We start from the raw sequence: 24,011 nt of genomic DNA, 5'->3' as shown, positions 1-24,011 counted from the left end.
TTGCCGCATGACGTTCGGTAACTACCAGTTCGAGATCTACCTGCAAGGCCTCTCCGGCATCGTGCCGAAGCTGCCGATGACGTTCGCGCAGTGGGAGGCCAAGGCGGAAGCGGCCATGCCGCCGTCGGTGTACTCCTACGTCGCCGGCGGCGCGGGGGATGAGCGGACCCAGCGGCTCAACCGCACCGCGTTCGACAACTGGGGTCTGATGCCGCGGATGTTCCGCGCCACACGCGAACGCGACCTCTCGGTCGACCTGTTCGGCATGACATTGCCCTCGCCGGTGTTCATGGCGCCGATCGGCGTGATCGGCATCTGCGCGCAGGACGGGCACGGTGACCTCGTCACGGCCCGCGCCGCAGCGCGCACCGATGTGCCGATGGTCGTGTCGACCCTGACCGAAGACCCGCTCGAGGACATCGCCGCTGAATTCGGCGATACGCCAGGCTTTTTCCAGCTGTACACGCCGACCGACCGGGAGTTGGCCGCCAGCCTCGTCCACCGCGCCGAGGCCGCCGGATACAAGGGGATCATCGTCACCCTGGACACCTGGGTGCCGGGATGGCGGCCACGGGACCTGTCGACGTCGAACTTCCCGCAGCTGCGCGGCAGCTGCCTGGCCAACTACACCAGCGACCCGGTGTTCCGCGCCGCACTGCCGCAGCCGCCTGAGGAAAACCCGCAGGCCACCGTCATGCACTGGGTGGGTCTCTTCGGCAACCCGCTGACGTGGGACGACCTGCCGTGGCTGCGTTCGCTGACCGACCTACCGCTCATCGTCAAGGGCATCTGCCATCCCGACGATGCGCGGCGCGCCAAGGACGGCGGCGTCGACGCGATCTACTGCTCCAACCACGGCGGACGACAGGCCAACGGCGGGCTGGCGGCCATCGACTGCCTACCCGGGGTCGTGGAGGCGGCCGACGGGCTGCCGGTGCTGTTCGACTCGGGCATCCGCAGCGGCGCCGACATCGTCAAAGCGCTCGCGCTGGGCGCCACCGCGGTCGGGATCGGACGGCCCTATGCGTACGGACTGGCGCTCGGCGGCGAGGACGGCGTCGTGCACGTGCTGCGATCGCTGCTTGCCGAGGCCGATCTGACGATGGCCGTCGACGGTTATCCCACCCTCGCCGATCTCACTCCGGACACGCTGCGGCGCGTCACCTGAGCGTTGCCGGGGGACTCTGCGACGGTTGGTGTCGTGGAAGGCGTCCTCGAGGAGTTCGACGAGTACCTCGCGCTGGAGCGAGGCCGCTCCGAGCACACCCGTCGCGCGTATCTCGGTGACCTTCGGTCGCTGTTCGGGTTCATGGCCGAGCGCGGACACGCCGTCAGCCTGAACGCGCTGAGTCTGCCGGTGCTGCGATCGTGGCTGGCCGCGCAAGCCGCCGCCGGCGCCGCCCGCACGACGCTGGCCCGGCGCACGTCGGCCGTCAAGATGTTCGCCGCGTGGGCGGTGCGGCGCGGCCTGATCGACACCGATCCCGCGGCCCGGCTGCAGGTACCGAAGGCCCGGCGTGAACTGCCCGCGGTGTTGCGTGAGGACCAGGCGCTCGACGCCATGGCGGCCGCGACATCGGGTGCCGAACAAGGCGATCCGATGGCGCTGCGCGACCGATTGATCGTGGAGTTGTTGTACGCCACCGGAATTCGCGTCAGCGAGCTGTGCGGGCTCGACATCGACGACGTCGACACGCCGCGGCGGCTGCTGCGGGTCCTCGGCAAGGGCAACAAACAACGGACTGTGCCGTTCGGTGCGCCCGCGCAGGAGGCGTTGACGGCGTGGCTCGATCGCGGCAGGCCGGCGTTGGCGACCGCGGACTCGGGTCCGGCGCTGCTGCTGGGGGCGCGTGGTCGGCGGCTCGACCCGCGCCAGGCGCGCACCGTCGTGCACCAGACCGTCACGGCGGTCAACGGTGCACCCGACATCGGGCCGCACGGGTTACGGCACAGCGCCGCAACGCATCTGCTGGAGGGCGGCGCAGACTTGCGTATCGTGCAGGAGCTGCTCGGCCATACCAGCCTGGCCACCACGCAGCTATACACCCACGTCACGGTCGCGCGGTTGCGCGCCGTCCACGACCAGGCCCACCCCCGCGCTTGACTACGGTGATTTCGGTGTAGTCGGTTGCGCTGTGCGCACCCGCGAGCACCGAAATCGCAAAGGAGGAACGTGGTCAGGTCGACGGTCGGGCTGTCGTGGGGGCCAGTCAGCTACCTCGAGTGGACGCCCGAGCGCGTCGACGCCGCGCCGACGGTGGTGCTGCTGCACGGCGGAGGAGTGGACAGCGCGTCGCTGTCCTGGGGTGGCGTCGGGCCGCGGCTCGCGGCCGGTGGTTACCGCGTGCTCGCGCCCGATCATCCAGGCTACGGCGACAGCCCGCCGGCGCCGTGGCCGTCGACCCAGGAACGGTTGGTCGGCTACGTCGGCGAGTTCGTCGACGCGCTTGCCCTGGACGGCTACACGGTCGGCGGTTTGTCGCTCGGTGGTGGGATGACGATCGGGCACGTGTTGGAGCGGCCCGAAAAGGTCACGGGGGCAATGCTGTTGGCCAGCTACGGGTTCATGCCCCGGCTGTCTGGAGGGCCGCTGTCCGGTCTTCGGCAGGTGTTGACGTGGGCCTGGGTCCGCACCGGCCTGCTGCGAGCGGTGAGCCGGTGGTCGGGGCGAAGCAGGCGCGCCATGGCGTGGGTAATGCCTGCGCTGATCGGCGACCCCGCTGCGCGAACGCCGGAACTGGTGGACGAGATTTTGTCGGCCGCCCGAGCGGATCACGCGTTCGAGGCGTTCGGTCAATGGCAACGCGATCAGGTCCGGTGGAATCGTCTCACCACCGACTACCGCGACCGGCTCGCGACGTTCCCGCACCCAGTGTTGATCATCCACGGAGACAAGGACACCAGCGTGCCGGTGGCTGCGGCGCGGGCAGCGGCCGAACTGATCCCGTTTGCACGCCTCGAAGTGGTTGCGGGCGCGGCACATTGGGTGCAGCGGGACCGTCCCGATGTCGTGGTGTCCGCGATGCTGCAGTTCCTCGACACGCTCAGCGCAGCAGCTTGATCACCTGAGCGATATCCGGCATCGCCGAGGGCCGCCCGGGAAGTTCGTCGAAGGCGGTCCAGTAACTGACCCCGAACCGCCGCCGGCGCTCGGTGAGCTGTTCGGCCATCTGCTCATGTGTGCCGATCAGCACGAACGGCGACGTCAGCAGGCGCTCGGGGGACACGCCGAATGTGGAGGCCAGTTGTTCGGCGGCCCGAGGCGCCTCGTCGGTCACGACGACGGCCTGGATCAGCACGTTGAGTTCGATGCGCTCGAACCGGTCGCCTGCGGCCTCGCGCACCACCGCGATGCGGTTCTCGAGTCCTTCGGCATCGAAGTGCGTCAGCCGAACCGCGGTGGCGTCGCGGTTGTGGGTGATGCCCGCCAGGCCGACGATGTCGGCGAGCCGTCCCGCGAGCTCGAGGACACGGGTTCCGTTGCCGCCGATCAACAGTGGCACGCGCGAGGGCGGGACCGAAAGCAGCTGTCCTGCTGCGGCGTGGATCCGGTAGTGCTGGAGGTCCGCATCGACAGGTTGGCCGTCGAGCAGCGCGCGGATCACCTCGGCCGCCTCGGCCAACCGCGATACGCGGACCGCGCCGCCGTCGAACGGAATACCGGCGGCGTCGTACTCGGACTTCATGTGCCCGGCGCCGATGCCGAGTTCGAACCGGCCGTCGGAGACGAGCGCGAGGCCCGCCGCCTCGCGGGCGGTTTCGACCGGATGACGGAAATCGTTGTTGAGCACCAGCGTTCCGACGCGCAACGGCTCGGTGGCCATCGCAGCGGCGGTGGCGGTGGTGAACGGCGGCGCCATCGGAACGAGGTGGTCGGCGAACGACAAGACGTCGAAACCGGAGCTCTCGACGGCGCGGGCGAACGCGCGCATCTGCTCGCCGGTGCGCGGCAGGCCGGCGGTCAGTCCGAACCGCATGGGCCGGTTGCGATGAGCATCGGTGGTCACGGTTCGACGGTAGGCGCACGCTCGCGCGGCGCTGAGCGTGCGGCAACGGCGGTAATCTGGCGGCGTGTCGTGTTCAAACACGGTCGCTCGCGCAAAGAGGGGAAGTCAGCCGGGGGTCGGTTTGAGGCGGATCGGGGTGGTGACCACGAGGGCGAGGGGGTCGACGTAGTCGGCGCGCGACGCCGGACCCCACATCGCGCCCCAGTGCAGGCAGGCCGAGCGTTGGCAGCCGGGATGTCCGGCTTCCAGCACGCCGATCACTGCGTCGGCGTCGATGCGTTGTCCCCGCACGACCGTCGCCCGGACCGGTTCATAGCTGGTCCGCAGACCGCCTGGGTGGGTGATCGAGACGACCGGCCGCCCCGCAAGCTCACCCGCGAAGACCACGGTGCCCTCGGCCGCCGCCAGCACGCGTTGGCCGGGTGCGCCCGCCAGGTCGACGCCTCGATGCCCGGGCGTCCAGTTCGGCTCTGCCGCGTCGAAAGTCCTGGTCACCTCGGGGCGCGGCCGTAGCGGCCAGGTCAACCGGCCGCCGTCGGCCGCGACGGGTCCCGCCAAGACCAGCGCAGACACCAGCGCGGCGCAAGCGAGCGCGACCCATCGCATCACCCCAGCTCAGCGGGTGATGCCCGACCGGGGCCAGAGTGCGACGCGGATCTGTGGACAGCCTGCTCGGCGTGGAAAAAGCACCCCCGTGTGGGGTGTAAACTGCTAACCGCAGCTCGCTTGCGCGGGCTGACTTCGCGTGTCTGCACCCGCGACCCGTTCCACTAGGTCGTTTCCCCGGATGCCGTCGGTCCCGTCTCCAGACGGGTTCTGGCATTCCGAGCAGTCACCAGGGCTCGGCGCCACCCGGCGCCGGCATCAACCGACGAAAAGGACCACGGACTCATGGCTGTTGTAACCATGAAGCAGCTGCTCGACAGCGGCACCCACTTCGGGCATCAGACCCGTCGCTGGAACCCCAAGATGAAGCGGTTCATCTTCACCGACCGCAACGGCATCTACATCATCGACCTGCAGCAGACGCTGACCTACATCGACAAGGCGTACGAGTTCGTCAAGGAGACGGTCGCGCACGGCGGGACGATCATGTTCGTCGGCACCAAGAAGCAGGCGCAGGAGTCGATCGCCGAAGAGGCCACCCGCGTCGGCATGCCATATGTGAACCAGCGCTGGCTGGGCGGCATGCTCACCAACTTCCAGACCGTGCACAAGCGGCTGCAGCGTCTCAAGGAACTCGAGACGATGGAGCAGACCGGCGGGTTCGAGGGTCGCACCAAGAAGGAAATCCTGATGCTGACCCGCGAGAAGAACAAGCTCGAACGGTCGCTCGGTGGTATCCGGGACATGTCCAAGCTGCCCTCGGCCGTGTGGGTCGTCGACACCAACAAGGAGCACATCGCCGTCGGTGAGGCGCGCAAGCTCAACATCCCGGTCATCGCGATCCTCGACACCAACTGCGACCCGGATCTCGTCGACTACCCGATCCCGGGCAACGACGACGCGATCCGTTCGGCGGCACTGCTGACCAAGGTGATCGCAGCCGCGGTCGCCGAGGGCCTGCAGGCCCGCGCGGGCGTGGGTCGCGACGGTGACAAGCCGGACGCCGAGGCCGCCGAGCCGCTCGCCGAGTGGGAGCAGGAGCTGCTTGCGAGTGCGACCGCCACCGCGAGCCCCACCGCCGCGGGTGCCGCGCCCGGCACCCCCGAGGCGGACGTCCAGACCGAACCGAAACCCTCCCAGAATCCGTAAGAGAAGGCTGATATGGCTAACTACACCGCTGCCGACGTCAAGCGACTGCGGGAGCTGACCGGCGCCGGCATGCTCGACAGCAAGAACGCGCTCGTCGAGGCCGACGGCGACTTCGACAAGGCCGTTGAGTTGCTGCGCATCAAGGGCGCCAAGGATGTCGGCAAGCGCGCCGAGCGCGCAACCGCCGAAGGCCTGGTGGCAGCAAAGGACGGCGCACTGATCGAGCTGAATTCCGAAACCGACTTCGTCGCCAAGAACTCGGAGTTCCAGTCCGTCGCCGAGCAGATCGTCGCCGCCGCGGCGGCCGCCAAGGCGACCGACATCGACGCGCTCAAGGCTGCGAAGGTGGGCGATACCACCGTCGAGCAGGTCATCGCGGATCTGTCGGCCAAGATCGGCGAGAAGCTCGAGCTGCGTCGCGTCGCCTACTTCGACGGGGCGGTGGAGACGTACCTGCACAAGCGTGCCGCGGACCTTCCGCCCGCCGTGGGTGTGCTGGTCGAGTACCAAGGCGATAACAAGGAGGCCGCCCACGCGGTCGCCCTCCAGATCGCCGCGCTCAAGGCCAAGTACCTCACCCGGGAGGACGTGCCCGAGGATGTCGTCGCCAACGAGCGGCGCATCGCCGAGGAGACCGCGCGCAACGAGGGCAAGCCCGAGCAGGCGCTGCCCAAGATCGTCGAGGGCCGCGTGACCGGTTTCTTCAAGGACGTCGTGCTGCTCGACCAGCCGTCGGTGTCCGACAGCAAGAAGACCGTGAAGGCCCTGCTCGACGAGGCCGGTGTGACCGTGACCCGCTTCGTTCGCTTCGAGGTCGGCCAAGCCTGACCACTCTTTAGCGAACCAGTCTCCAGCGCGAGCGCTCATCGTTGTACGGCCCGGATGCCGGGAACCGTACAAGGGTGAGCGCTCGCGCATTTGTGGGGCCACGGCGGTACGACTTGGTACCGTCGTCGGCATGACTCGGATAAGCGCCTTCGGCGACGACGCCCTCGGCGATCTCGATGCGGTCGGTCTGGTGGAGGCGCTGCAGGCGGGCGCGGTGTCGCGAGCCGAACTCGTCGACGCCGCGATCGCCCGGACGGAGGCGGTCAATCCGGCGCTCAACGGGCTCGCGTACGAGGTGTTCGAGCAAGCCCGCGCGCGTGCCCAGGCCCGTCCCTACGGCGGCTACTTCAACGGGGTTCCGTCGTTCCTCAAGGACAACGTCGCGGTGGCCGGCATGCCGACGATGAACGGCACCGACGCCTGGGATCCGCATCCGGAGCGCACACACGGCGACTTCGCGCGATCATTCCTCGCGACGGGCCTGGCTCCGATCGGCAAGACGCAGATGTCGGAATTCGGTTTCAGCGCCTCGGCCGAGCATCCCCGCATCGGACCCGTGCGCAATCCGTGGAACACCGAGCACACCGCGGGCGCCTCGTCGTCGGGGTCCGCGGCGTTCGTCGCCGCGGGGGTGGTGCCGATCGCGCACGCCAACGACGGCGGCGGGTCGATCCGAATCCCCGCCTCCTGCAACGGGTTGGTGGGTCTCAAACCGTCACGCGGTCGGCTGCCGCTGGACAAGAAGCTGCGCCAGATGCCGCTGCGCATCGTCGCCAACGGCGTTGCCACGCGCACCGTGCGCGATACCGCGGCGTTCTATCGCGAGATCGAGCGGGTGTACCGCGATCCGCGGCTGCCCGCGATCGGCAACATCACCGGACCCGGAACGCAGCGGCTGCGCATCGCGGCGTGCACCCAGTCGATCTCGCGCGAGGCCAGCCCCGAGGTGCGCGAGCTGACGCTGAAGAACGCCGCCCTGTTGGAGGAACTGGGACACCGGGTCACGGTGATCGACAACCCCGTGCCGTCGCACTTCATGAACGACTTCCTGCTCTACTGGGCGTTTCTCGCGTTCGCGCTCGTGCGCAGCGGACGTACGTTGGGTCCGAACTTCAACCGCGGGCGTCTGGACAATCTGACGCTCGGCCTCGACCGTCACGCGTCGCGCAACCTGCATCGGTTGCCCAGGGCGATCGCGCGGCTCGCACGGATCCGTCAACTCACCGAGCGGGTCACCCAAGACCACGACGTGGTGTTGACACCCACGCTCGCCGACGTCACGCCGCGGATCGGCCACCTCGACCCGACGCTCGACTACCAGACGGTCATCGACCGGCTCATCGAGTGGGTGGCGTTCACGCCGCTGCAGAACGCCACCGGTGAGCCGGCGATCTCGCTGCCCCTGGCCGAGTCCGCCTCGGGCCTTCCCGTCGGCATGATGTTCGCCGCGCCAGTGGGCCACGAGGGCCGGTTGCTGCACTTGGCCTACGAACTCGAAGAAGCGCGTCCGTTCAAGCGGATTCACGACGCGGGCTAGAGGGAGCGGCAGACCTCGGCCGTCGCGCGGGTGAGCGACTGGGCGCCCTCGCGCAGCGCTCGCTCGATCGGTATGCCCTCGGCGGTGATCGCGACCAGTCGCTCGACGCCGTGGTCGAGCAGCACCGCGGCGTCGGGGGCGACACGACCGGCGAAGATGACCACCCGTGCCCCCGCGCGCAACGCCGCCCGGGCCACGCCGAACGGCGTCTTGCCCATGACGGTCTGAGCGTCGACGCTGCCCTCGCCGGTGAACACCCAGTCGGCACCGTGCAGCGCCCGTTCGAGCCCGACAGTCTCGGCCACCTCTTCGGCGCCGGATCTGCTTACCGCGCCGAGAAATTCGACGAGCGCGAATCCCACACCGCCCGCCGCCCCGGCCCCGGGGCGCTGCGGTTGGGTGCCACCGAGCGTCGCCGATGCGACGGTGGCCAACCGCGCCAGACCCGCCTCGAGTCGCGCGACGCCGTCGGGGCCCGCGCCCTTCTGCGGGCCGAACACCGCGCTGGCGCCGCTCGGACCCAGCAGCGGCCCGGTGACGTCGGAGGCCACGCGGATCCGGACGTCGCGCAGGCGGGGATCCAGCGCCGTGACGTCGATGCGTTCGAGGCGTTCGAGGTCCCCGCCGCCGGGGGACAGCGGTTTGCCATCGGCGTCGAGGAACGCCGCGCCCAGCGCGGTGAGCATGCCCGTCCCTCCGTCGTTGGTGGCCGAACCGCCCAGCCCGATCAAGAAGTCCTCGGCGCCGCGGTCGAGGGCCGCGCGAATCAGCTGACCGACTCCGAAGGTGCTCGCGGACATGATGTTTCGGTCGGCGGGGGCGATGAGTTCCAGACCCGCCGCGGCCGCCATCTCAATCACGGCCAACTGGCGCAGCGGCACATAGCCATACCGGGCGGTGACGGTGCGGCCGAGTGCGTCGGCCACTGGCACCTCGACGTGTTCACCGTGCAACGCGTCGACGACGGCGTCGACGGTGCCCTCGCCGCCGTCGGCCATGGGCACGCCGATGACCTCGGCGTCGGGCCGCACCTCCGTGACACCGGCCCTCATCGCGGCGACCGCTTCGGACGCCGTCATCGACTCCTTGAATGAGTCAGGCGCCAGGACGATCTTCATGGACGTAGTTTCGCAGAACTCAGTCCGTGCCGAGCGCCGCGAGGATCTGCTTGAAGTCCCGTTGCTGGCGCTGACTCAGATTCGCCATCAACTTGCGCTCCGCCGCGCGCACGCCGGAATCGGTGCGTTTCAACAACTCCCGGCCCTCGCGCGTGAGCTGGGCGGGCAGCGACCGTCCCGAAGACACGCTCGCGGGGCGGGAGACAAGCCCGCGGTCCTCGAGGCCGCGCAGCACCATGTTCATCGCCTGCGGCGAGACGTTGAAGTCGCGGGCCAGTTCCGCATTGGACCGTCCCTCGTGCTGGGAAAGGATCCGCATGCACAGGTACTGAGGGAACGCCACGCCAAGCGGTTCGAGCACCGTCGTGGTGACCTCGGCACGTAGGGCCTTGGCGACGCGGGACAGGAGCAAACCCAGCGGCTGATCCTCGAGCGGTCCATTCATGTCAACTATATTGACATATATCAACCATATTGATATCAACGATGCATGACCGAACCAACGGGTGAGCTGTTCGAGAACGCATACAAGGGCGAGATGCCCGAGATGAGCGGCGGCAAGCCGCCGTGGAGCATCGGTGAGCCGCAGCCGGAGCTCATGCCCCTGATAGAAGAGGGCAGATTCCACGGCGACGTGCTCGACGCGGGGTGCGGTGAGGCCGCGCTGGCGATCCACCTCGCCGAACGGGGCTACACCACGGTGGGTCTGGACCAGTCGCCCACCGCGATCGAGCTGGCCAGGCAGGAGGCTGCCAAGCGCGGGCTGACGAACGCGACCTTCGACGTCGCCGATATCAGCGACTTCTCGGGCTACGACGGCCGGTTCGGCACGATCGTCGACTCGACGCTGTTCCACTCGATGCCCGTGGAACTGCGCGACGGCTATCAGCGTTCGATCGTGCGGGCCGCGGCACCCGGCGCCTCCTACTTCGTGCTGGTGTTCGACAGGGCGGGCATGCCCAACGGTCCGGCCAACCCCGTCACCGAAGACGAGCTGCGCGACGTCGTCTCCAAGTACTGGACGATCGACGAGATCACACCGGCGCGCATACACGGCGTCTTCCCGGACGGATTCGAGGAGTTCTTTCCGGCGCTCGACATCCGCGACGAGCCGAAAGGCCGCAAATCCGTGCCCGCCTGGTTGCTGAGCGCCCACCTGCCCGACTGACCCGGCGAGTCGCGACCCACTGGCCGCCCTCGGCCCCGCCATGAGGCAGGATGAAGGGGATCTCAGCGAGGACCCGTAAGGAGTCGGATGGCGGATCCCAACGTCGCCGGTCAGGCAGCTCCGAACTCCGAAGTCGCCACCGGAGCGGCTCCGGATGCGAGCAAACCCAACGGAGCCGCCGCAGGTTCCATCCGTCCCATGTACACCCGGGTACTGCTCAAGCTGGGCGGTGAGATGTTCGGTGGTGGGGAAGTGGGCCTCGATCCCGACGTCGTCCACCTGGTGGCGCGTCAGATCGCCGAAGTGGTCCGCAGCGGCGTGCAGGTGGCCGTGGTCATCGGTGGCGGCAATTTCTTCCGCGGTGCGCAACTGCAGCAGCGCGGCATGGAGCGCACCCGCAGTGACTACATGGGGATGCTCGGCACCGTCATGAACAGCCTGGCGCTGCAGGACTTCCTGGAGAAGGAAGGCATCGCGACCCGGGTACAGACCGCCATCACGATGGGTCAGGTCGCCGAACCGTACATCCCGCTGCGCGCCGTGCGGCACCTCGAGAAGGGTCGCGTCGTCATCTTCGGGGCGGGCATGGGCCTGCCGTACTTCTCCACCGACACCACCGCCGCCCAGCGCGCGCTCGAGATCGGCGCCGAGGTGGTGCTGATGGCCAAGGCCGTCGACGGCGTCTTCACCGCCGACCCGCGCCAGAACCCCGACGCCGAACTGCTCACCGCGATCAGCCACCGCGAAGTCATCGACCGCGGCCTGAAGGTGGCCGACGCCACCGCGTTCAGCCTGTGTATGGACAACGGCATGCCGATCCTGGTGTTCAACCTGCTCACCGACGGCAATATCGCCCGGGCGGTCGCGGGTGAGAAGATCGGAACACTGGTCACTACCTGACACCCCCGCGCCCGCAGCGAAGGTGCACACGCGAGACCGGTGACCGACGCGCACAGACGAAGGAGAAGGACCGTGATCGACGAAACCCTCTTCGATGCCGAGGAGAAGATGGAGAAGGCGGTGTCGGTCGCGCGCGATGACCTGTCGTCGATCCGCACCGGCCGCGCCAATCCCGGCATGTTCTCGCGTGTCAACGTCGACTACTACGGATCGCCGACACCGATCACCCAGCTGTCGAGCATCAACGTGCCCGAGGCGCGGATGGTGGTGATCAAGCCCTACGAGGCGGGCCAGCTGCGCAACATCGAGGATGCGATCCGCAACTCCGACCTCGGCGTGAACCCCACCAACGACGGCAACGTCATCCGCGTGGCGATCCCGCAGCTGACCGAGGAGCGACGCCGCGACCTGGTCAAGCAGGCCAAGGCCAAGGGCGAGGACGCCAAGGTCGCGGTGCGCAACATCCGCCGCAAGGCGATGGAGGAGCTGCACCGCATCAAGAAAGACGGCGAGGCAGGCGAGGACGAGGTGTCGCGCGCGGAGAAGGACCTCGACAAGTCCACCGCCACCTACACCCACCAGATCGACGAACTGGTCAAGCACAAAGAAGGCGAGCTGCTGGAGGTCTAGTGACCGAACAGCAGAAGGGTCCCGTGGCAGAGACGCCGGTCGAAGAACCGCCCAAGAAGAAGTCGCGGGCGGGCCGCGATCTGCCCGCCGCCATCGGAGTCGGCGTCCTGCTCGGCGCCATGGCGATCGGCATCCTGCTCTTCTGGCCGATCGGATGGCTGCCCGTGCTGGCGGTGTTCATACCGATCGCCACCCACGAGGTGATCCGCCGGCTGCGCGAGGCCGGATACGACCTTCCTGCGATTCCGTTGCTGCTCGGCGGCCAGGCGATGATCTGGTTGAGCTGGCCGTTCGGGTCGGCCGGGGTGCTCGGGGCGTACGGCGGGACGGTCGTCGTCTGCATGGTGTGGCGGCTGGTCGGGCACGGTTTGCGCCACCAACCGGTCAACTACCTTCGCGACATCGCCGCCGCGGTCCTGCTGTCGACATGGGTGCCGTTGTTCGCCAGCTTCAGCGCGCTGCTGATCTTCCAGGACCACGGCGGCGGCAGGGTGTTCACGGTGATCGCGACCGTCGTGTTCGCCGACATCGGCGGCTATGTGGCCGGTGTGCTGTTCGGCAAGCATCTGATGGCGCCTGCGATCAGCCCGAAGAAGTCGTGGGAGGGCCTTGGCGGCTCGCTGGTGTTCGGCACCGCCGCCGCTGTGCTGTCGGTGACATTCCTGATGGACAAGCCCTCCTGGGTCGGCCTGCCCCTCGGGCTCATGCTGGTGATCACCGGTGTGCTCGGTGACCTGGTCGAGTCGCAGGTCAAACGCGACCTCGGAATCAAGGATATGGGCACGTTGCTGCCCGGCCATGGCGGCATCATGGACCGCATCGACGCGATGCTCCCGTCGGCCGTGGCGGGTTGGATCGTCCTGACGCTGTTGGCGTGATACGTCGGTCAGGGACCGCTAGGAGGCCGGTAGTACGGGCGAATAGCGCCGGTAGCCGCCGCGAAGCGTCACGGTGTCGGAGTCGATGCGGGCGATGTCGTTCCACAAGACCAAGTGCGTGCCCCGGTGCCGCCATCGCAGGAACGCGGCCAACGCGCGGGGCTTGTTGACGCCGGAGCGCTCGTAGCCGAGATACGACGAACGGGTGTGTGGGCTGATCACCAGGCCGAACAGATTCGGTGTGGTGGAGGCCGGGTCGCCGCCGTCGCGAAAATACAGTCGGACATCGACCACGGTTCCCACCGACTGCGCGTCTGTGTCGCACACCGGCAGGCCGAGGATCTCACTCAGCTGCATGGCGTCCTCCAGGGATGTGGACGATCAGCCGTTCGCGTAACCACCTCTCGATCCATGGCGGGTCCAAGTCGGTGTCGTCGATGTCGACCTGGATGACGGCATGGACTTCGGCGACGGCCCGCCACGCGATCGACTGCATCCGCGAAACCGGAGGGCGGCCGCCGAAGATTCGGGTGATCAGCACGTCGCCGGTCAGGATCGCGCTCACGGTCGGTGGTGAAGCGCTCTTGTCGATATCGGCGCCGACGGTGATGCCCTCGATTTCCAGGTCGTCGACGATTCCGACCGGGTCACCGTCGTTGTCGACCAGTTGTCGGTCCAGCAACTGCAGTCGCGCGTCGAGCAGCCGTCCGCGGTGCGGTGCTTCAGGAAAGTCATATGAGCTCATTGACCCGCTCCTGTGAGGATCATCAGCGGAATCGCGGCCAGTGAGGCGGCGAGGATGATGACCAGGTACACCGATGCCAAGGCGTTGGTGGCCCGGCCGTTCACGTGCTCACCCATGTACCCCGGGTCATTGGCCACGATCAGGATCGGCAGATACGTCAGCGGCAACGCGATAGCGGAGAACACCACCGAGAACTCGGTCACCTGGATCGGATCCACTCCGCTGAAAAGTACTGCGGTACAGACGATCAACGCCACGAGCATCACGACGTGAAAACGCGACGCCTCGGCCGGACGACGGAATTTGCCCCACGTCCAGCCGAAGAACTGGGCCAGGGTGTAGCCGGAGGACAACGTGGTCTCCAACGCGGCGCCGAAGGTGGCGGCGACGATACCGACGATGGCGAACGCCAGGGCGAGTTGGCCGCCTGCGGGTCACGATCGGCATGACCACCTCCGACAGCGAGGTGACCTCGATCTGCGCGGGCAGCAGCACGATCGTCGCGCAGGCGGCGATCGCGACCGAGAGCACGCCGCCCAGCGGGAAACCGACCAGCACGTTGAGCCGTGAGGTACTGAGATCCTTGACGGTCCAGCCTTCTTCCACTGCGCCGGAGGAGAAGAAGAAGACTTCGTAGGGCGTCATCGCCGCTCCGAACAGCGCGACCGCGAAGTACCAGTAGGTGGCCGCCGATTCGCTCTCCGGGATGGTCGGGGCAGTGGCCTGGGAGGCCAGGTCGCCCCAGTCGGGTGACAGCAGGAACACCGCGACGGCGAAGACGATCAGCGCCAATCCGAGCATGCCGGCGAAGTTCTCCATATGGGAGAACTTCACCCGCCAGATGACGACCCAGACCGCGAACGCCGCTACCGGGAACCAGAGATTGGGGCCGACGTCGGTGGCCAGCTGCAAAGCCAGCGCGACACCGCCGATCTCGGCGGTGACGGTCATCAGGTTGATGAAAAACGAGGCGGTGAGATTGGCTGCGGCAGTGCGTGGCCCGAGCCGTTCACGAATGATCTCGAATGTGGCCCGCCCGCTGACCGCGGCCACCCGGCCGGACATCTGCGCGAAGAGGCAGATGCCGAGCACCCCGACAGGGACCACCCACGCGAGCGCGAGACCGAACCGCGAACCGACCACGGCATTGGTCACCAGGTCGCCTATGTCGAGGAAGCCGCCGATGGCGGTGAGGATGCCGAGGGCTACCGCGAAGATGCGTTTCATCGGTAGGTGGCCGTGAGGTGGTCGACGACATCGAGCATGGACCGGCGCAGTTGCCGCGCGTCGGGTTGGCCGTCCACCGCGCGCACGGCGGCGTTGGCGGCGTTGAGCTGACCGATGAGGGTTGTCATCGTCTCGGTCAGTAGCGACTGCCGACGCAAGTCCTGCGGATCTTCGGCTCGCAGCACCGCGATACCCGAATAGGACTTGGCGATCTGATCGCGCGCATCGCTGAGTTGCACCGCGGCCAGATTCCTCGTCGACCGGCGCTGGATCCACAGATCGAGCGCTTGCGCGCCCGTCCGCGCCGCCGACTCCGTTTCCTCCTTTGCCGCCGCAAGTTTCCCGGGCATCCCGTCGCGGTTACTCGGACAGCTGGTCAGTATCAGCGCGAGCACACTGGCCATCAGTAGCAGCACGGCGGCAATACGCACCCGATTGTGGGCATGCATCAAGCAGCGCCGATGCCGAAGGGCCACATTTCTGCATTTTGCGCCTGGACCCCGCGCGCAACCGCGGTACCGCGCGGCGTGTCGCATGCTTCGTCAGCGGCAGTGTAGGTTTCAGTCAGCGCACATCGTGGCGTGCATTGCCCGTAGCGCCTCGCGCACTCTCACCAGGAAGTCAGCCGCGTCATCGAAGTCGGGTCGAGGCCCGCAGCGGGTCCAGAACTCGACGACGCAGCTCGCCACCTGCCGAACCCGGACATTGCTGACCTGGGACAGCACGCGAAGGAGATCGAACGCCTGCTCGTCACTGAGGCCGAAGGTCTGCATCAGCATCCCTTTGGCTTGTTCGATCACGGGCAGACCGGCGAGCTTTTCTCTCAGCTGAGCGATTTCGAGTCCCAGGCGTTCGGCCTCGGTGACAGGTGCAGCGACCGTCACGCGGGTGGCCCGGTCTTCGGCGGACCAGGTGAGGGTCATCGTTACTCCTTTCGTTCTCGTAGCGCCCCGGCGAGGACGGAAGCTGTGTGACGCGGGGTGCAGTTCTCTGTCAGGTCGCGGATCTGTGTTCGGCAGCTGAATCCGTCGGCGAGCACCGTCGTCTCGGGGTCCACGCCGCGCAGTGCGGGGAGCAGTTTGTCCTCGGCGCACGCCACCGATACGTCGTGATGCCCGCGTTGGAAGCCGAAATTACCTGCGAGACCGCAGCATCCGGCATCGAGCACTCGGACGTCGACACCGGCGTCCTCGAGAACCGCCTTCTCGTGGGCGTAGTGCAGCACCGCGTGCTGGTGACAGTGCGGCTGCACGACGGCGTGGCCGCCGATACGCGGCGGGTCCCAGTCGTCCGCCCTGAGGTGCAGAAGTTCACCGATCGTGTACGTCTGCGCGGCGAGTCGGTGTGCATCCTCGTTGCCATGCAACAGGTTCGTCGCATCGGAGCGGAACACGGCCGCACAACTGGGTTCGAGGACGACGATCGGGGTACCGGTACGCAGCGCGGGCCGAAGGGCTCGCAGCGTCCTTCCCAGAACCTTTTTCGCGACACTTAGCTGGCCGGTCGAGATCCACGTGAGCCCACAACAGAGCGTGTTGCTGGGAACGGTGACGCTGAAGCCGGCCGATCGGAGCACCTTGACAGCGTCGCGGCCGATGTCCGGATCGAAGTTGTTGGTGAAGGTATCCGCGAACAGGATGACCGACTCGCGGCCTCCGGTCAGCAGCGGCTGATCGCGCCACCATCGGGTGAACCGTCGCGCCGCGAACCGCGGGAGGTCTCGATGCGAGTCGATCCCGCCGAGGACCTTGATCACCCGGTCCAGGCGCGGTGTGTGTGTCAGGGCGTTGACGGCTCGCGGTGCGCCCGTGGCTATCCGGGCCCACAGCGGTATCCATCCCATGGTGTAGTGGGCCATGGGACGCAGGCGACGACGGTAGTGGTGAAAAAGGTACTCCGCCTTGTACGTTGCCATGTCGACGTTGACCGGGCAGTCGCTCAGGCAGCCTTTGCACGCCAGGCACAGATCGAGGGCGTCGCGGATCTCGGTCGACGCCCAGCCGTCGGTGATGACGTCTTGCTGCAGCATCTCGAACAGCAGCCGCGCCCGCCCGCGGGTCGAATGGTGCTCCTCCCCGGTGGCGCGATAACTAGGACACATCACTCCGGACTCGTCACCGCGGCACTTCCCTACGCCGACGCACCGCGCCGCCGCATGCGAGAAGCGGTGCCCGTCATCGGCGTAGGCGAACGCCGTCGCCGGCTCGATCGGTAGATAACCGGTACCGAACCGCAGGTTGTCATCGAGACGGTATGGGTTGACGACCTTTCCCGGATTCATCCGGTTGTCGGGATCGAAGAGTGCCTTGGTCTTCTCGAACGCCCGAACGACGCGGTGGCCGAACATGATCGGCAACAGTTCGCCGCGTGACTGACCGTCGCCGTGTTCCCCGGACAGCGACCCGCCGTAATCGACGACGAGGTGGGCGGCGTCGTGGGCGAACCGACGGTATGCGGCGATGCCGTCGGAGGTTCGCAGGTCGAACGGGATCCGGGTGTGCACGCATCCTTGACCGAAATGCCCGTAGAGCGACGATGTTCCATAGCCGTAGCGATCGAGCAGGGAATGAAAGTCGCGCAGGTAATCACCCAACCGGTGCGGCGGGACCGCCGCATCCTCCCATCCCTCGTGCGTCTCGGGGCCGACCGGTGGATAGGCCGTCGCGCCCAGCCCGGCTTCCCGGGCTGCCCACACCTGCTTCTTGTGTACGGGATCGCTGAGGACCTTGGCATCGCAGCCGGCCACCGCCTGCACGGCCTCGATCATCGCCTTGGCGCGGTGATCGGCCTGATCTTGGTCCTCGCCGTCCATTTGCACCATGAGCCAACCGCCTCCGTGGGGCAGCTGGTGGAGGGCCCTTTCGGCCAACCGCCGTGAGTGTTCGAGTTCGACCAGCCGCTGATCGAGGCCTTCCAGCGCTGCCGGTTCGTGCTCGAGGACGGCCGGGACGGCGTCGGCGGCGGCGGCGATGTCGTCGAAGCCGAGTAGCGCCAGGGCGCTCGCCGCGGGCCGGCGAACCAGGTCGATCTCGGCGCACAGCACGGTGACAAGCGTGCTCTCGCTCCCGACCAACCCCTTTGCGAGGTCAAAGCCGTTGTCAGGCAACAGGCTATCGAGGTTGTAGCCCGACACCCGGCGTGGAATGTGGGGGTAGCGCTCGCGAATGTCGTCCCCGAACTCGGTGACGATCGAGCGCAGCCCACCGTAGATTTCGGCGAGCCGCCCTCCCGAGGTGATGATTCGGTCGATGTCGCGGTCCTCGGTCGGGCCGATCCAGCGTTGGATGCCGTCGTAGGTCAGAATCTCCAGGGCGCGAACCGAGTCGACCATCTTTCCGTATGCCTGCGCGGTCGAGCCGCACGAATTGTTGCCGATCATTCCGCCGATGGTGCAACTGACATGTGTAGAGGGTTTCGGGCCCACCATCCATCCGGTGTCCGCCAGACGGTCGTTGAGAACGTCGAGCTTGATGCCGGGTTCGACCACCGCCGTGCCCCTGTCGACGTCGACCGTGCGGATGCGGGTGCAGTACTTGCTCCAGTCGAGCACCACGGCGACATTGCAGCACTGACCGGCCAAGCTGGTGCCGCCGCCGCGGGAGAGAACTGGGACGTCGCTGTCGCGACACGTCGCGATGGCCTCGACCGCATCGTCCGGCGTATACGGCACGACCACGCCGATGGGGACCTGGCGGTAGTTCGACGCGTCGGTGGAGTAGGCCGCTCGCGAGCCGGGGTCGAACCGGACCTCACCCGCCACGCGGCGGTCCAGCTCGGCGGCGAGCTTGGAATAAAGCAGTGAGGAAGTGCTCATGTGGCGGTGTCTCTTTCAGCCGACGCGATAGGGCTCGAGGTCCAGGCTGCGTACGGTCAGCCCGTGCCCGGGGCTGTCCGGGTCGGGGCGGATAACCCCGTCGGTCGGCGGTGTCGCGCCATCGAAGTAGCGGGTCTCGATACGGGCGTGATCGTGAAACCATTCGAGGTGGCGGAGATTGCGTGTCGCGGCGCCGACTGCGGCGTGCAGCCACGGCGCGCAGTGTGCTGAGACTTCCAGATGGTGTGCGGCGGCGAGCGCGGCCACCTGCTGCCAACCGGTGATGCCGCCGCACCGCGATGCGTCGATCTGCAGGCAATCGACCGCGGAACACAGCGGGACGAAATCGGCCAGCCGGTGGCCGTATTCGCCCGCCGTGACGTCGGCGTCGACCGCGTCACGTACGGCTCGCAGGCCTGAGAGGTCGTCGGATGAGACCGGCTCTTCCAACCAGGTGATCGCGAGGTCGGAGACCTCGGACATCAACCGGACGGCCTGTTTGGCGGTGTAGCCACCGTTTGCGTCGACCATCAGTGCGGTTTCGTCGCCGATCGCGGCCCGGGCCTGCCGCATCCGCGACACGTCACGTCTGGTGCGTGTGCCCCACGACTGCCCGATCTTGATCTTCACGCGGGTGATGCCGTGGTCACGGACCCAGCCGAGCAGTTGGTCCCCCATCTGGTGGGGGCCGTAGGTGGTGAACCCGCCACTGCCGTAGACGGGGACGCTGTCGCGCACGGCACCGAGGAGCCGGTGTAGCGGGATGCCTAGAACCCGGGCTTTGAGGTCCCACAACGCCACGTCGACCGCGGAGAGCGCCTGTCCCGCAATGCCGCTGCGCCCGATGTTCCGCACGGCTTTGGCCATGGCGTCGAACGCCGCGGCGCCGTCGAGCGCGTCCCGCCCGACGACGTGAGTGACGAGGCTTCGGGTGATGACGTCGGCGCAAGCCGGATGCCCGTACGTCCAGCCCGTTCCGGTGATGTCGCCGCAGTCGGCGTTGACCACCACCAGCGTGGTGTGATCCCAGGCCAGCGTCCCGTCGGCCTCCGGCGTTTCGGTGGGGATGCGGTACGCCGTGACGCGCAGCGCATCGACGGTGGCGGCGGGAATTCCGGTGCGGACAGCGTCGTCGGTGATCATGAGCGTGCGTGCGGCATGAACTCTTGCGCCTTGGTCTTGATGCCTTCCTTGATGAAGCCGCGACTGTCCTCATCGCCCTTGAGCACTGCGGTGGCGGTGGCTTTGGCTTGTTCGAAGGTGGCGTGTGGCGGAATTGGTGGCATGTTGGGGTCGGTGTGCACGTCGAGCACCGTCGGCCGGTCGGCCGAGAGCGCGGAACGCCACGCGTCGGCGAGTCCGTCGGGGTCACGCACGGTGTGTGCCTGAAGTCCAAGGCTGGCGGCGAAGCCGGCGTAGTCGACGTCCGGAAGAGTCTGTGACGCCGCGAATTTCGGTGATCCGTTCATCGCACGCATCTCCCAGGTCACCTGGTTGAGGTCGTTGTTGTGCAGGACCGCCACGATCAGGCGGCGGTCCGACCACTGCTGGTGGTAGTGCTTGATCGTGATGAGTTCGGCCATACCGTTCATCTGCATGGCACCGTCGCCGACGAGGGCGATGACGGGGCGGTCCGGGTGGGCGAACTTGGCACCGATGGCGTACGGAATCCCCGGACCCATGGTCGCCAGCGTTCCGGACAGCGAACCGCGCACGCCGGGCCCGAAGCGCAGTTGCCGGGCATACCAGTTTGCGGCGGATCCGGAATCGGCGGTGACGATCGCGTTGCCGGGCAGCTGCGCGGAGAGTTCGGAGAAGAGCCGCAGCGGGTTGACGCGGTCGGTACTGACGGCGGCCTCCTTGGCCATGGTCTCCCACCAGCGGCTGACGTTCGATTCGACCGTGGACCGCCACGATCTGTCGGATTTGTATTGCAGATGCGGAATGAGGCCGCGCAGAGCGGATTTCGCGTCGGCGACCAGGTTCACATCGTAGGGGTAGCGCATTCCGATCAAGGTGGGATCGATGTCGATCTGCACGCTGCGGGTCTGTCCGAAGTCGGGAAGGAACTGGGTGTAGGGGAAGCTCGACCCGATCGTGAGCAGGGTGTCGCAGTCACGCATCAACTCGTAGCTGGGCCGGGTGCCCAGCAGGCCGATCGCCCCGGTCACCCATGGCAGTTCATCGGACAGCACGTCCTTGCCCAACAGGGCCTTGGCAGCTCCGGCGCCGAGCAGCTCAGCGGTCTCGGCCAGTTCGGCGGCGGCGCCTCTGGCGCCGTTGCCAACCAGCATGGCGACTTTGCTTCCGGCATTGAGGATCTCGGCGGCCCGCGCGATGGCCGCGTCATCGGCGTTGACCGCCGGCCAGTCGACACCCAGACTCGACGGCACCATCTTGAAGGCGTGTCGGGGCGGGCGGTAGGGGAGCTCCTGCACGTCGGCCGGAATGATCAAGGCTGTGGGGCACCGCCTCGCCACCGCGGTGCGGATCGCGCGGTCGAGGACATTGGGAAGCTGCTCGGGCACGGTCACCATCTGCACGTAGTCGGCGGCGACGTCCTTGTAGAGGCTCAGCAGGTCGATCTCCTGTTGATAGGACCCGCCCATCGCGCTGCGATTGGTCTGCCCGACGATGGCCACCACCGGTACGTGGTCGAGTTTGGCGTCGTAGAGGCCATTGAGCAGATGTACCGCCCCGGGGCCTGACGTCGCCATGCAGACGCCGAACGTCGCGCCGCCGAACTTGGCGTAGCCGACCGCCTCGAACGCGCTCATCTCTTCATGGCGGGACTGCACGAACTGAGGATCGTTGTCGGCGCGGCCCCAGGCTGCCAGGATCGCGTTGATCCCATCACCCGGATATGCGAATACGCGGCGAACACCCCAGGCGCGTAACCGTTCGAGCAAGTAATCAGCGACGGTTTGGTCGGGCATGACTGCTCCTTGTCGGTTGGTTCGCGGACGGAGGCGTTATCTCCGTCCTACGCTTTCATTTGCTGTACAGCAACTATTGCTTCCTGAAAATTAATTGAGACTTCGTCGCCGGCCGCTCGATCCGGTCATCGCGGATCTGTGTCGGTATCGCCACACCCTCCCCTCCACGGCGTCTGAACACAGCCACATGAGCAGGCCCAGGTTGTAGGCGCCGAGCAGGCCGGAGAGCAGGATGTCGCCGAACTCGAACCCCAGCGCTCCGGAGGCGTCGTGCACGGCTGCCACGGAGGTGACGATCACCATCGTCATGCCACCGGCCACACCGATGGCGCTCAAAACCACCGCCGTGCCGCGTCGAAACGCCGCCGCAACGGCCAGCACACCGAACACCGCCAGGACGACGCATTCGACGGGGGAGATGTGCAGCCCGAATACGGATATCCCGGTCCCCGAACGGGATCCGCCGCCGAGGTGACCGATGGCGGCGGCGCTTCCGACGGCGGCGCACGCCACCCCCTCGGCGACGAGCAACCACCGGCCGCTGCGATACCGCGACCGGTTCAGGCTGACCTCGACCAACTGCGTCCGCGGAGCGGTCATCGTCGGCAGTTGCTGTGCGGAGGTGCGTGGGGTGGGGGCATCGTCGTCTCCCTTCACTGTCGTGCCGTCGACTGGGGATGCTGTTGCCGGTGGTGTCCGGACGTCATGGTGTGGTGCCCGCTGAGTTGTCGGGCGCTGTTGATCAACCCGACGAGGCTGAAGGCCTGTGGTGTGTTACCCAGCTGGCGCCCGGCTTTCGGGTCGTACTCCTCGCTGAGCAGCCCCACGTCGTTGCGGAGACCCAGCAGTCGCTCGAAGAGCGCGGTGGCTTCGTCGGGGCGGCCGATGCCGCACAACGCGTCGACGAGCCAGAAGCTGCACGCCAGGAAGCTGCCTTCACGGCCCGGGAGGCCATCGTCGCTTCGTTCGGGAAGGTAGCGCAAAAGCAGCCCGTCACAGCAGAGTTCCTTCTGGACCGCCTCGACGGTGCCGACGATGCGCGGGTCGTCGTAAGGCAGGAAGCCGACCCGCGGGAGCAGCAACAGTGCCGCGTCGAGGTGGTCGGAGCCGTAGGACTGAGTGAAGCAACCGCGCTGCGTGTTGTATCCGTGTTCGCAGACGTCGGCGTGGAGTTCGTCGCGCAGGGCTCGCCATCGCGACAGCGGGCCGTCCAGCTGATGGTTCTCGACGGTGCGTACCGCACGATCGACCCCGGCCCATGCCATGACCTTCGAATGCACGAAATGTCTTGCCGGCCCGCGAATCTCCCAGAGGCTGTAGTCGCACCGTTGCCAATTGCCTTCGAGAAAGTCGAGAAGTGCGCGCTGGACGTCCCAGGCGATGTCGTCGGTCGGCAGCCCGCTGTCCCTGGCCAGGTGCAGGCCGTCGAGCACCTCGCCCCACACGTCGAGTTGGAATTGGCCCGCGGCGGCGTTGCCCACCCGCACCGGGCTCGAGTTCTCGTAACCGGCCAGCCAGGGAAGGCCGAACTCGGGTAGCCGCCGCCGTCCGTCGGCGCCGTACATGATCTGCAGATCGGCGGGGTCGCCGGCGACCGCGCGCACCAACCATTCCCTCCAGGCCCGCGCCTCGTCGACGAAACCCGTGCCGAGCAGCGCCTGCAGGGTGAAGGTGGCGTCGCGTAGCCAGCAGTACCGGTAATCCCAGTTCCGCGACCCGCCGAGTTGCTCGGGCAGTGATGTGGTGGCCGCGGCGAGGATGCCACCGGTCGGAGCGAAGGTCAGGGCCTTGAGCAACATCAGCGCCCGGCGCACCTCCGGTTGCCACGATCCGGTGTAGTTGCATTGGGCCACCCACGCGCTCCACCAGCGTTCGGTCTCGGACAGCGCCTGCTCGGCGTCGGCGGGTGGGGGTGCGGCTAGATGCGAGAGCTGATGCGTCAGGACGAACGGTATGCGCCGGCCCTCGGTGACGGTGAACTCCGCCACGGTGGTGAGCTCGCGACCGTGCGTGTCGACGGGCGTGCGCAGCCACACCGCATCGGGGCCGGCGATCGCCGACAGCCCGCCGTCGCTGCGTCGCACCCAAGGCACCACGTGGCCGTAGTCGAAGCGCAGGCATAGCGTCATCGCCATCGGGACGGTGCCGCGCACGCCCTCGACGATGCGGACGACGTCGGCGGCCACGCCGCGCGGTGGCATGAAATCGATGAGCCGGACGGTTCCGTCCGCGGTGTCCCATTCGGTTTCGAGGATCAACGCGTCGTCGCGGTAGCGCCGGCGCGTCGCCGGCCCGCCGCCCGCCGGCGCCATCAGCCAGGTACCCGCCTCGGCCCCGCCGAGCAGCGCCGCAAAGCAGGCCGGCGAGTCGAAGTGTGGCAGACACAACCAGTCGATGGCTCCGCTGCGATCCACCAGGGCTGCGGTTTGTAGATCCCCGATCAGCGCGTAGTCCTCGATCGCGGCCAT

Annotated in this window: 23 protein-coding genes and 1 pseudogene; 10 read left to right on the top strand and 14 right to left on the bottom strand. The window is 67.5% G+C overall.

The features are described 5' to 3' along the window. The first annotated feature begins 7 nt into the window (after positions 1-7). The 3 genes from A5759_RS12485 to A5759_RS12475 all read left to right on the top strand — a co-directional run bounded on the left by A5759_RS12485 (position 8) and on the right by A5759_RS12475 (position 3,061). Positions 8-1,168 carry a lactate 2-monooxygenase gene (locus A5759_RS12485; protein ID WP_068197899.1) on the top strand — a complete coding sequence of 387 codons (1,161 nt, stop codon included), beginning with the start codon at positions 8-10 and terminating at the stop codon, positions 1,166-1,168. Between the two features lie 33 nt (positions 1,169-1,201). After that, positions 1,202-2,104: a tyrosine recombinase XerC gene (locus A5759_RS12480; RefSeq protein ID WP_068197896.1), complete on the top strand. Its 903-nt coding sequence runs from the start codon at positions 1,202-1,204 to the stop codon at positions 2,102-2,104. Positions 2,105-2,173: 69 nt separating this feature from the next. After that, entirely contained in the window at positions 2,174-3,061 is an 888-nt protein-coding gene (locus A5759_RS12475; RefSeq protein WP_068197893.1) for an alpha/beta fold hydrolase, read from the top strand. Here A5759_RS12475 and A5759_RS12470 read toward each other — a convergent pair. Together A5759_RS12470 and A5759_RS12465 are read right to left on the bottom strand one after the other, a co-directional pair. Then, a complete protein-coding gene (locus A5759_RS12470; RefSeq protein ID WP_082962095.1) occupies positions 3,045-3,977 on the bottom strand; it encodes a TIGR03621 family F420-dependent LLM class oxidoreductase in 933 nt (310 codons plus the stop codon). The genes A5759_RS12475 and A5759_RS12470 overlap by 17 nt on opposite strands. A 135-nt stretch (positions 3,978-4,112) precedes the next feature. Further along, positions 4,113-4,613: a murein hydrolase activator EnvC gene (locus A5759_RS12465; RefSeq protein WP_068197886.1), complete on the bottom strand. Its 501-nt coding sequence runs from the start codon at positions 4,611-4,613 to the stop codon at positions 4,113-4,115. Positions 4,614-4,898: 285 nt separating this feature from the next. Here A5759_RS12465 and rpsB point away from each other — a divergent pair, with 285 nt between their 5' ends. The 3 genes from rpsB (at position 4,899) to A5759_RS12450 (ending at position 8,127) form a co-directional block, all read left to right on the top strand. Further along, positions 4,899-5,762, top strand: coding sequence for a 30S ribosomal protein S2 (gene rpsB / locus A5759_RS12460; RefSeq protein WP_068197884.1), 864 nt, complete (start codon positions 4,899-4,901; stop codon positions 5,760-5,762). A gap of 12 nt (positions 5,763-5,774) precedes the next feature. Then, entirely contained in the window at positions 5,775-6,590 is an 816-nt protein-coding gene (gene tsf, locus A5759_RS12455; RefSeq protein WP_068197883.1) for a translation elongation factor Ts, read from the top strand. A 130-nt stretch (positions 6,591-6,720) separates the two neighbouring features. After that, a complete protein-coding gene (locus tag A5759_RS12450) occupies positions 6,721-8,127 on the top strand; it encodes an amidase (protein ID WP_068197881.1) in 1,407 nt (468 codons plus the stop codon). Here A5759_RS12450 and A5759_RS12445 read toward each other — a convergent pair. Together A5759_RS12445 and A5759_RS12440 are read right to left on the bottom strand one after the other, a co-directional pair. Beyond that, positions 8,124-9,245, bottom strand: coding sequence for a glycerate kinase (locus tag A5759_RS12445; protein ID WP_068197878.1), 1,122 nt, complete (start codon positions 9,243-9,245; stop codon positions 8,124-8,126). The two genes, A5759_RS12450 and A5759_RS12445, sit on opposite strands and share 4 nt — an antisense overlap. A gap of 19 nt (positions 9,246-9,264) precedes the next feature. Next, entirely contained in the window at positions 9,265-9,690 is a 426-nt protein-coding gene (locus A5759_RS12440; RefSeq protein WP_068197875.1) for a MarR family winged helix-turn-helix transcriptional regulator, read from the bottom strand. 45 nt (positions 9,691-9,735) lie between these two features. On the opposite strand from A5759_RS12440, the gene A5759_RS12435 reads away from it, so the two are divergent. The 4 genes from A5759_RS12435 to A5759_RS12420 all read left to right on the top strand — a co-directional run bounded on the left by A5759_RS12435 (position 9,736) and on the right by A5759_RS12420 (position 12,821). Further along, positions 9,736-10,413 carry a class I SAM-dependent methyltransferase gene (locus A5759_RS12435; RefSeq protein ID WP_068197872.1) on the top strand — a complete coding sequence of 226 codons (678 nt, stop codon included), beginning with the start codon at positions 9,736-9,738 and terminating at the stop codon, positions 10,411-10,413. Positions 10,414-10,611: 198 nt separating this feature from the next. Then, positions 10,612-11,313 carry a UMP kinase gene (pyrH, locus tag A5759_RS12430; protein ID WP_068198329.1) on the top strand — a complete coding sequence of 234 codons (702 nt, stop codon included), beginning with the start codon at positions 10,612-10,614 and terminating at the stop codon, positions 11,311-11,313. Between the two features lie 72 nt (positions 11,314-11,385). Further along, positions 11,386-11,943: a ribosome recycling factor gene (gene frr / locus A5759_RS12425; protein ID WP_064398771.1), complete on the top strand. Its 558-nt coding sequence runs from the start codon at positions 11,386-11,388 to the stop codon at positions 11,941-11,943. Next, entirely contained in the window at positions 11,943-12,821 is an 879-nt protein-coding gene (locus A5759_RS12420; protein ID WP_068197870.1) for a phosphatidate cytidylyltransferase, read from the top strand. The genes frr and A5759_RS12420 overlap by 1 nt, the downstream gene beginning before the upstream one ends. An 18-nt stretch (positions 12,822-12,839) precedes the next feature. On the opposite strand, the gene A5759_RS12415 is transcribed toward A5759_RS12420, so the two are convergent. From A5759_RS12415 to A5759_RS12370, 10 genes and pseudogenes are all read right to left on the bottom strand, one after another. Continuing rightward, positions 12,840-13,178: a PRC-barrel domain-containing protein gene (locus A5759_RS12415; RefSeq protein ID WP_068198328.1), complete on the bottom strand. Its 339-nt coding sequence runs from the start codon at positions 13,176-13,178 to the stop codon at positions 12,840-12,842. Then, positions 13,165-13,566 carry a hypothetical protein gene (locus A5759_RS12410; RefSeq protein ID WP_068197866.1) on the bottom strand — a complete coding sequence of 134 codons (402 nt, stop codon included), beginning with the start codon at positions 13,564-13,566 and terminating at the stop codon, positions 13,165-13,167. Before A5759_RS12410 ends, A5759_RS12415 begins: the two co-directional genes overlap by 14 nt. Further along, positions 13,563-14,793: pseudogene (locus tag A5759_RS12405) on the bottom strand (NRAMP family divalent metal transporter). The gene A5759_RS12410 and the pseudogene A5759_RS12405 overlap by 4 nt, the downstream one beginning before the upstream one ends. Then, positions 14,790-15,242: a hypothetical protein gene (locus A5759_RS12400; RefSeq protein WP_068197862.1), complete on the bottom strand. Its 453-nt coding sequence runs from the start codon at positions 15,240-15,242 to the stop codon at positions 14,790-14,792. Before A5759_RS12400 ends, A5759_RS12405 begins: the two are co-directional and overlap by 4 nt. A 111-nt stretch (positions 15,243-15,353) precedes the next feature. Further along, entirely contained in the window at positions 15,354-15,716 is a 363-nt protein-coding gene (locus A5759_RS12395) for an ANTAR domain-containing protein (protein WP_068197860.1), read from the bottom strand. 2 nt (positions 15,717-15,718) lie between these two features. Continuing rightward, complete coding sequence (locus tag A5759_RS12390; RefSeq protein ID WP_068197857.1) at positions 15,719-18,607, bottom strand: FAD-binding and (Fe-S)-binding domain-containing protein; 2,889 nt, start codon at positions 18,605-18,607, stop codon at positions 15,719-15,721. A gap of 15 nt (positions 18,608-18,622) precedes the next feature. Next, positions 18,623-19,750 (bottom strand): enolase C-terminal domain-like protein, encoded by a 1,128-nt coding sequence (locus A5759_RS12385; RefSeq protein ID WP_082962093.1) that lies wholly within the window; start codon positions 19,748-19,750, stop codon positions 18,623-18,625. Then, a complete protein-coding gene (locus A5759_RS12380; protein ID WP_068197854.1) occupies positions 19,747-21,543 on the bottom strand; it encodes a thiamine pyrophosphate-requiring protein in 1,797 nt (598 codons plus the stop codon). Before A5759_RS12380 ends, A5759_RS12385 begins: the two co-directional genes overlap by 4 nt. A gap of 90 nt (positions 21,544-21,633) precedes the next feature. Next, positions 21,634-22,200: a hypothetical protein gene (locus tag A5759_RS12375; protein WP_068197851.1), complete on the bottom strand. Its 567-nt coding sequence runs from the start codon at positions 22,198-22,200 to the stop codon at positions 21,634-21,636. Continuing rightward, positions 22,197-24,011 carry a glycoside hydrolase family 15 protein gene (locus A5759_RS12370; RefSeq protein ID WP_068197849.1) on the bottom strand — a complete coding sequence of 605 codons (1,815 nt, stop codon included), beginning with the start codon at positions 24,009-24,011 and terminating at the stop codon, positions 22,197-22,199. Before A5759_RS12370 ends, A5759_RS12375 begins: the two co-directional genes overlap by 4 nt.

This window comes from Mycobacterium sp. 852014-52144_SCH5372336 (assembly GCF_001665615.1).
Lineage (GTDB): Bacteria > Actinomycetota > Actinomycetes > Mycobacteriales > Mycobacteriaceae > Mycobacterium > Mycobacterium neumannii_A.
Note: the sequence above shows the minus strand (reverse complement) of the source record. Positions and strands in the feature narration are given on the sequence as shown.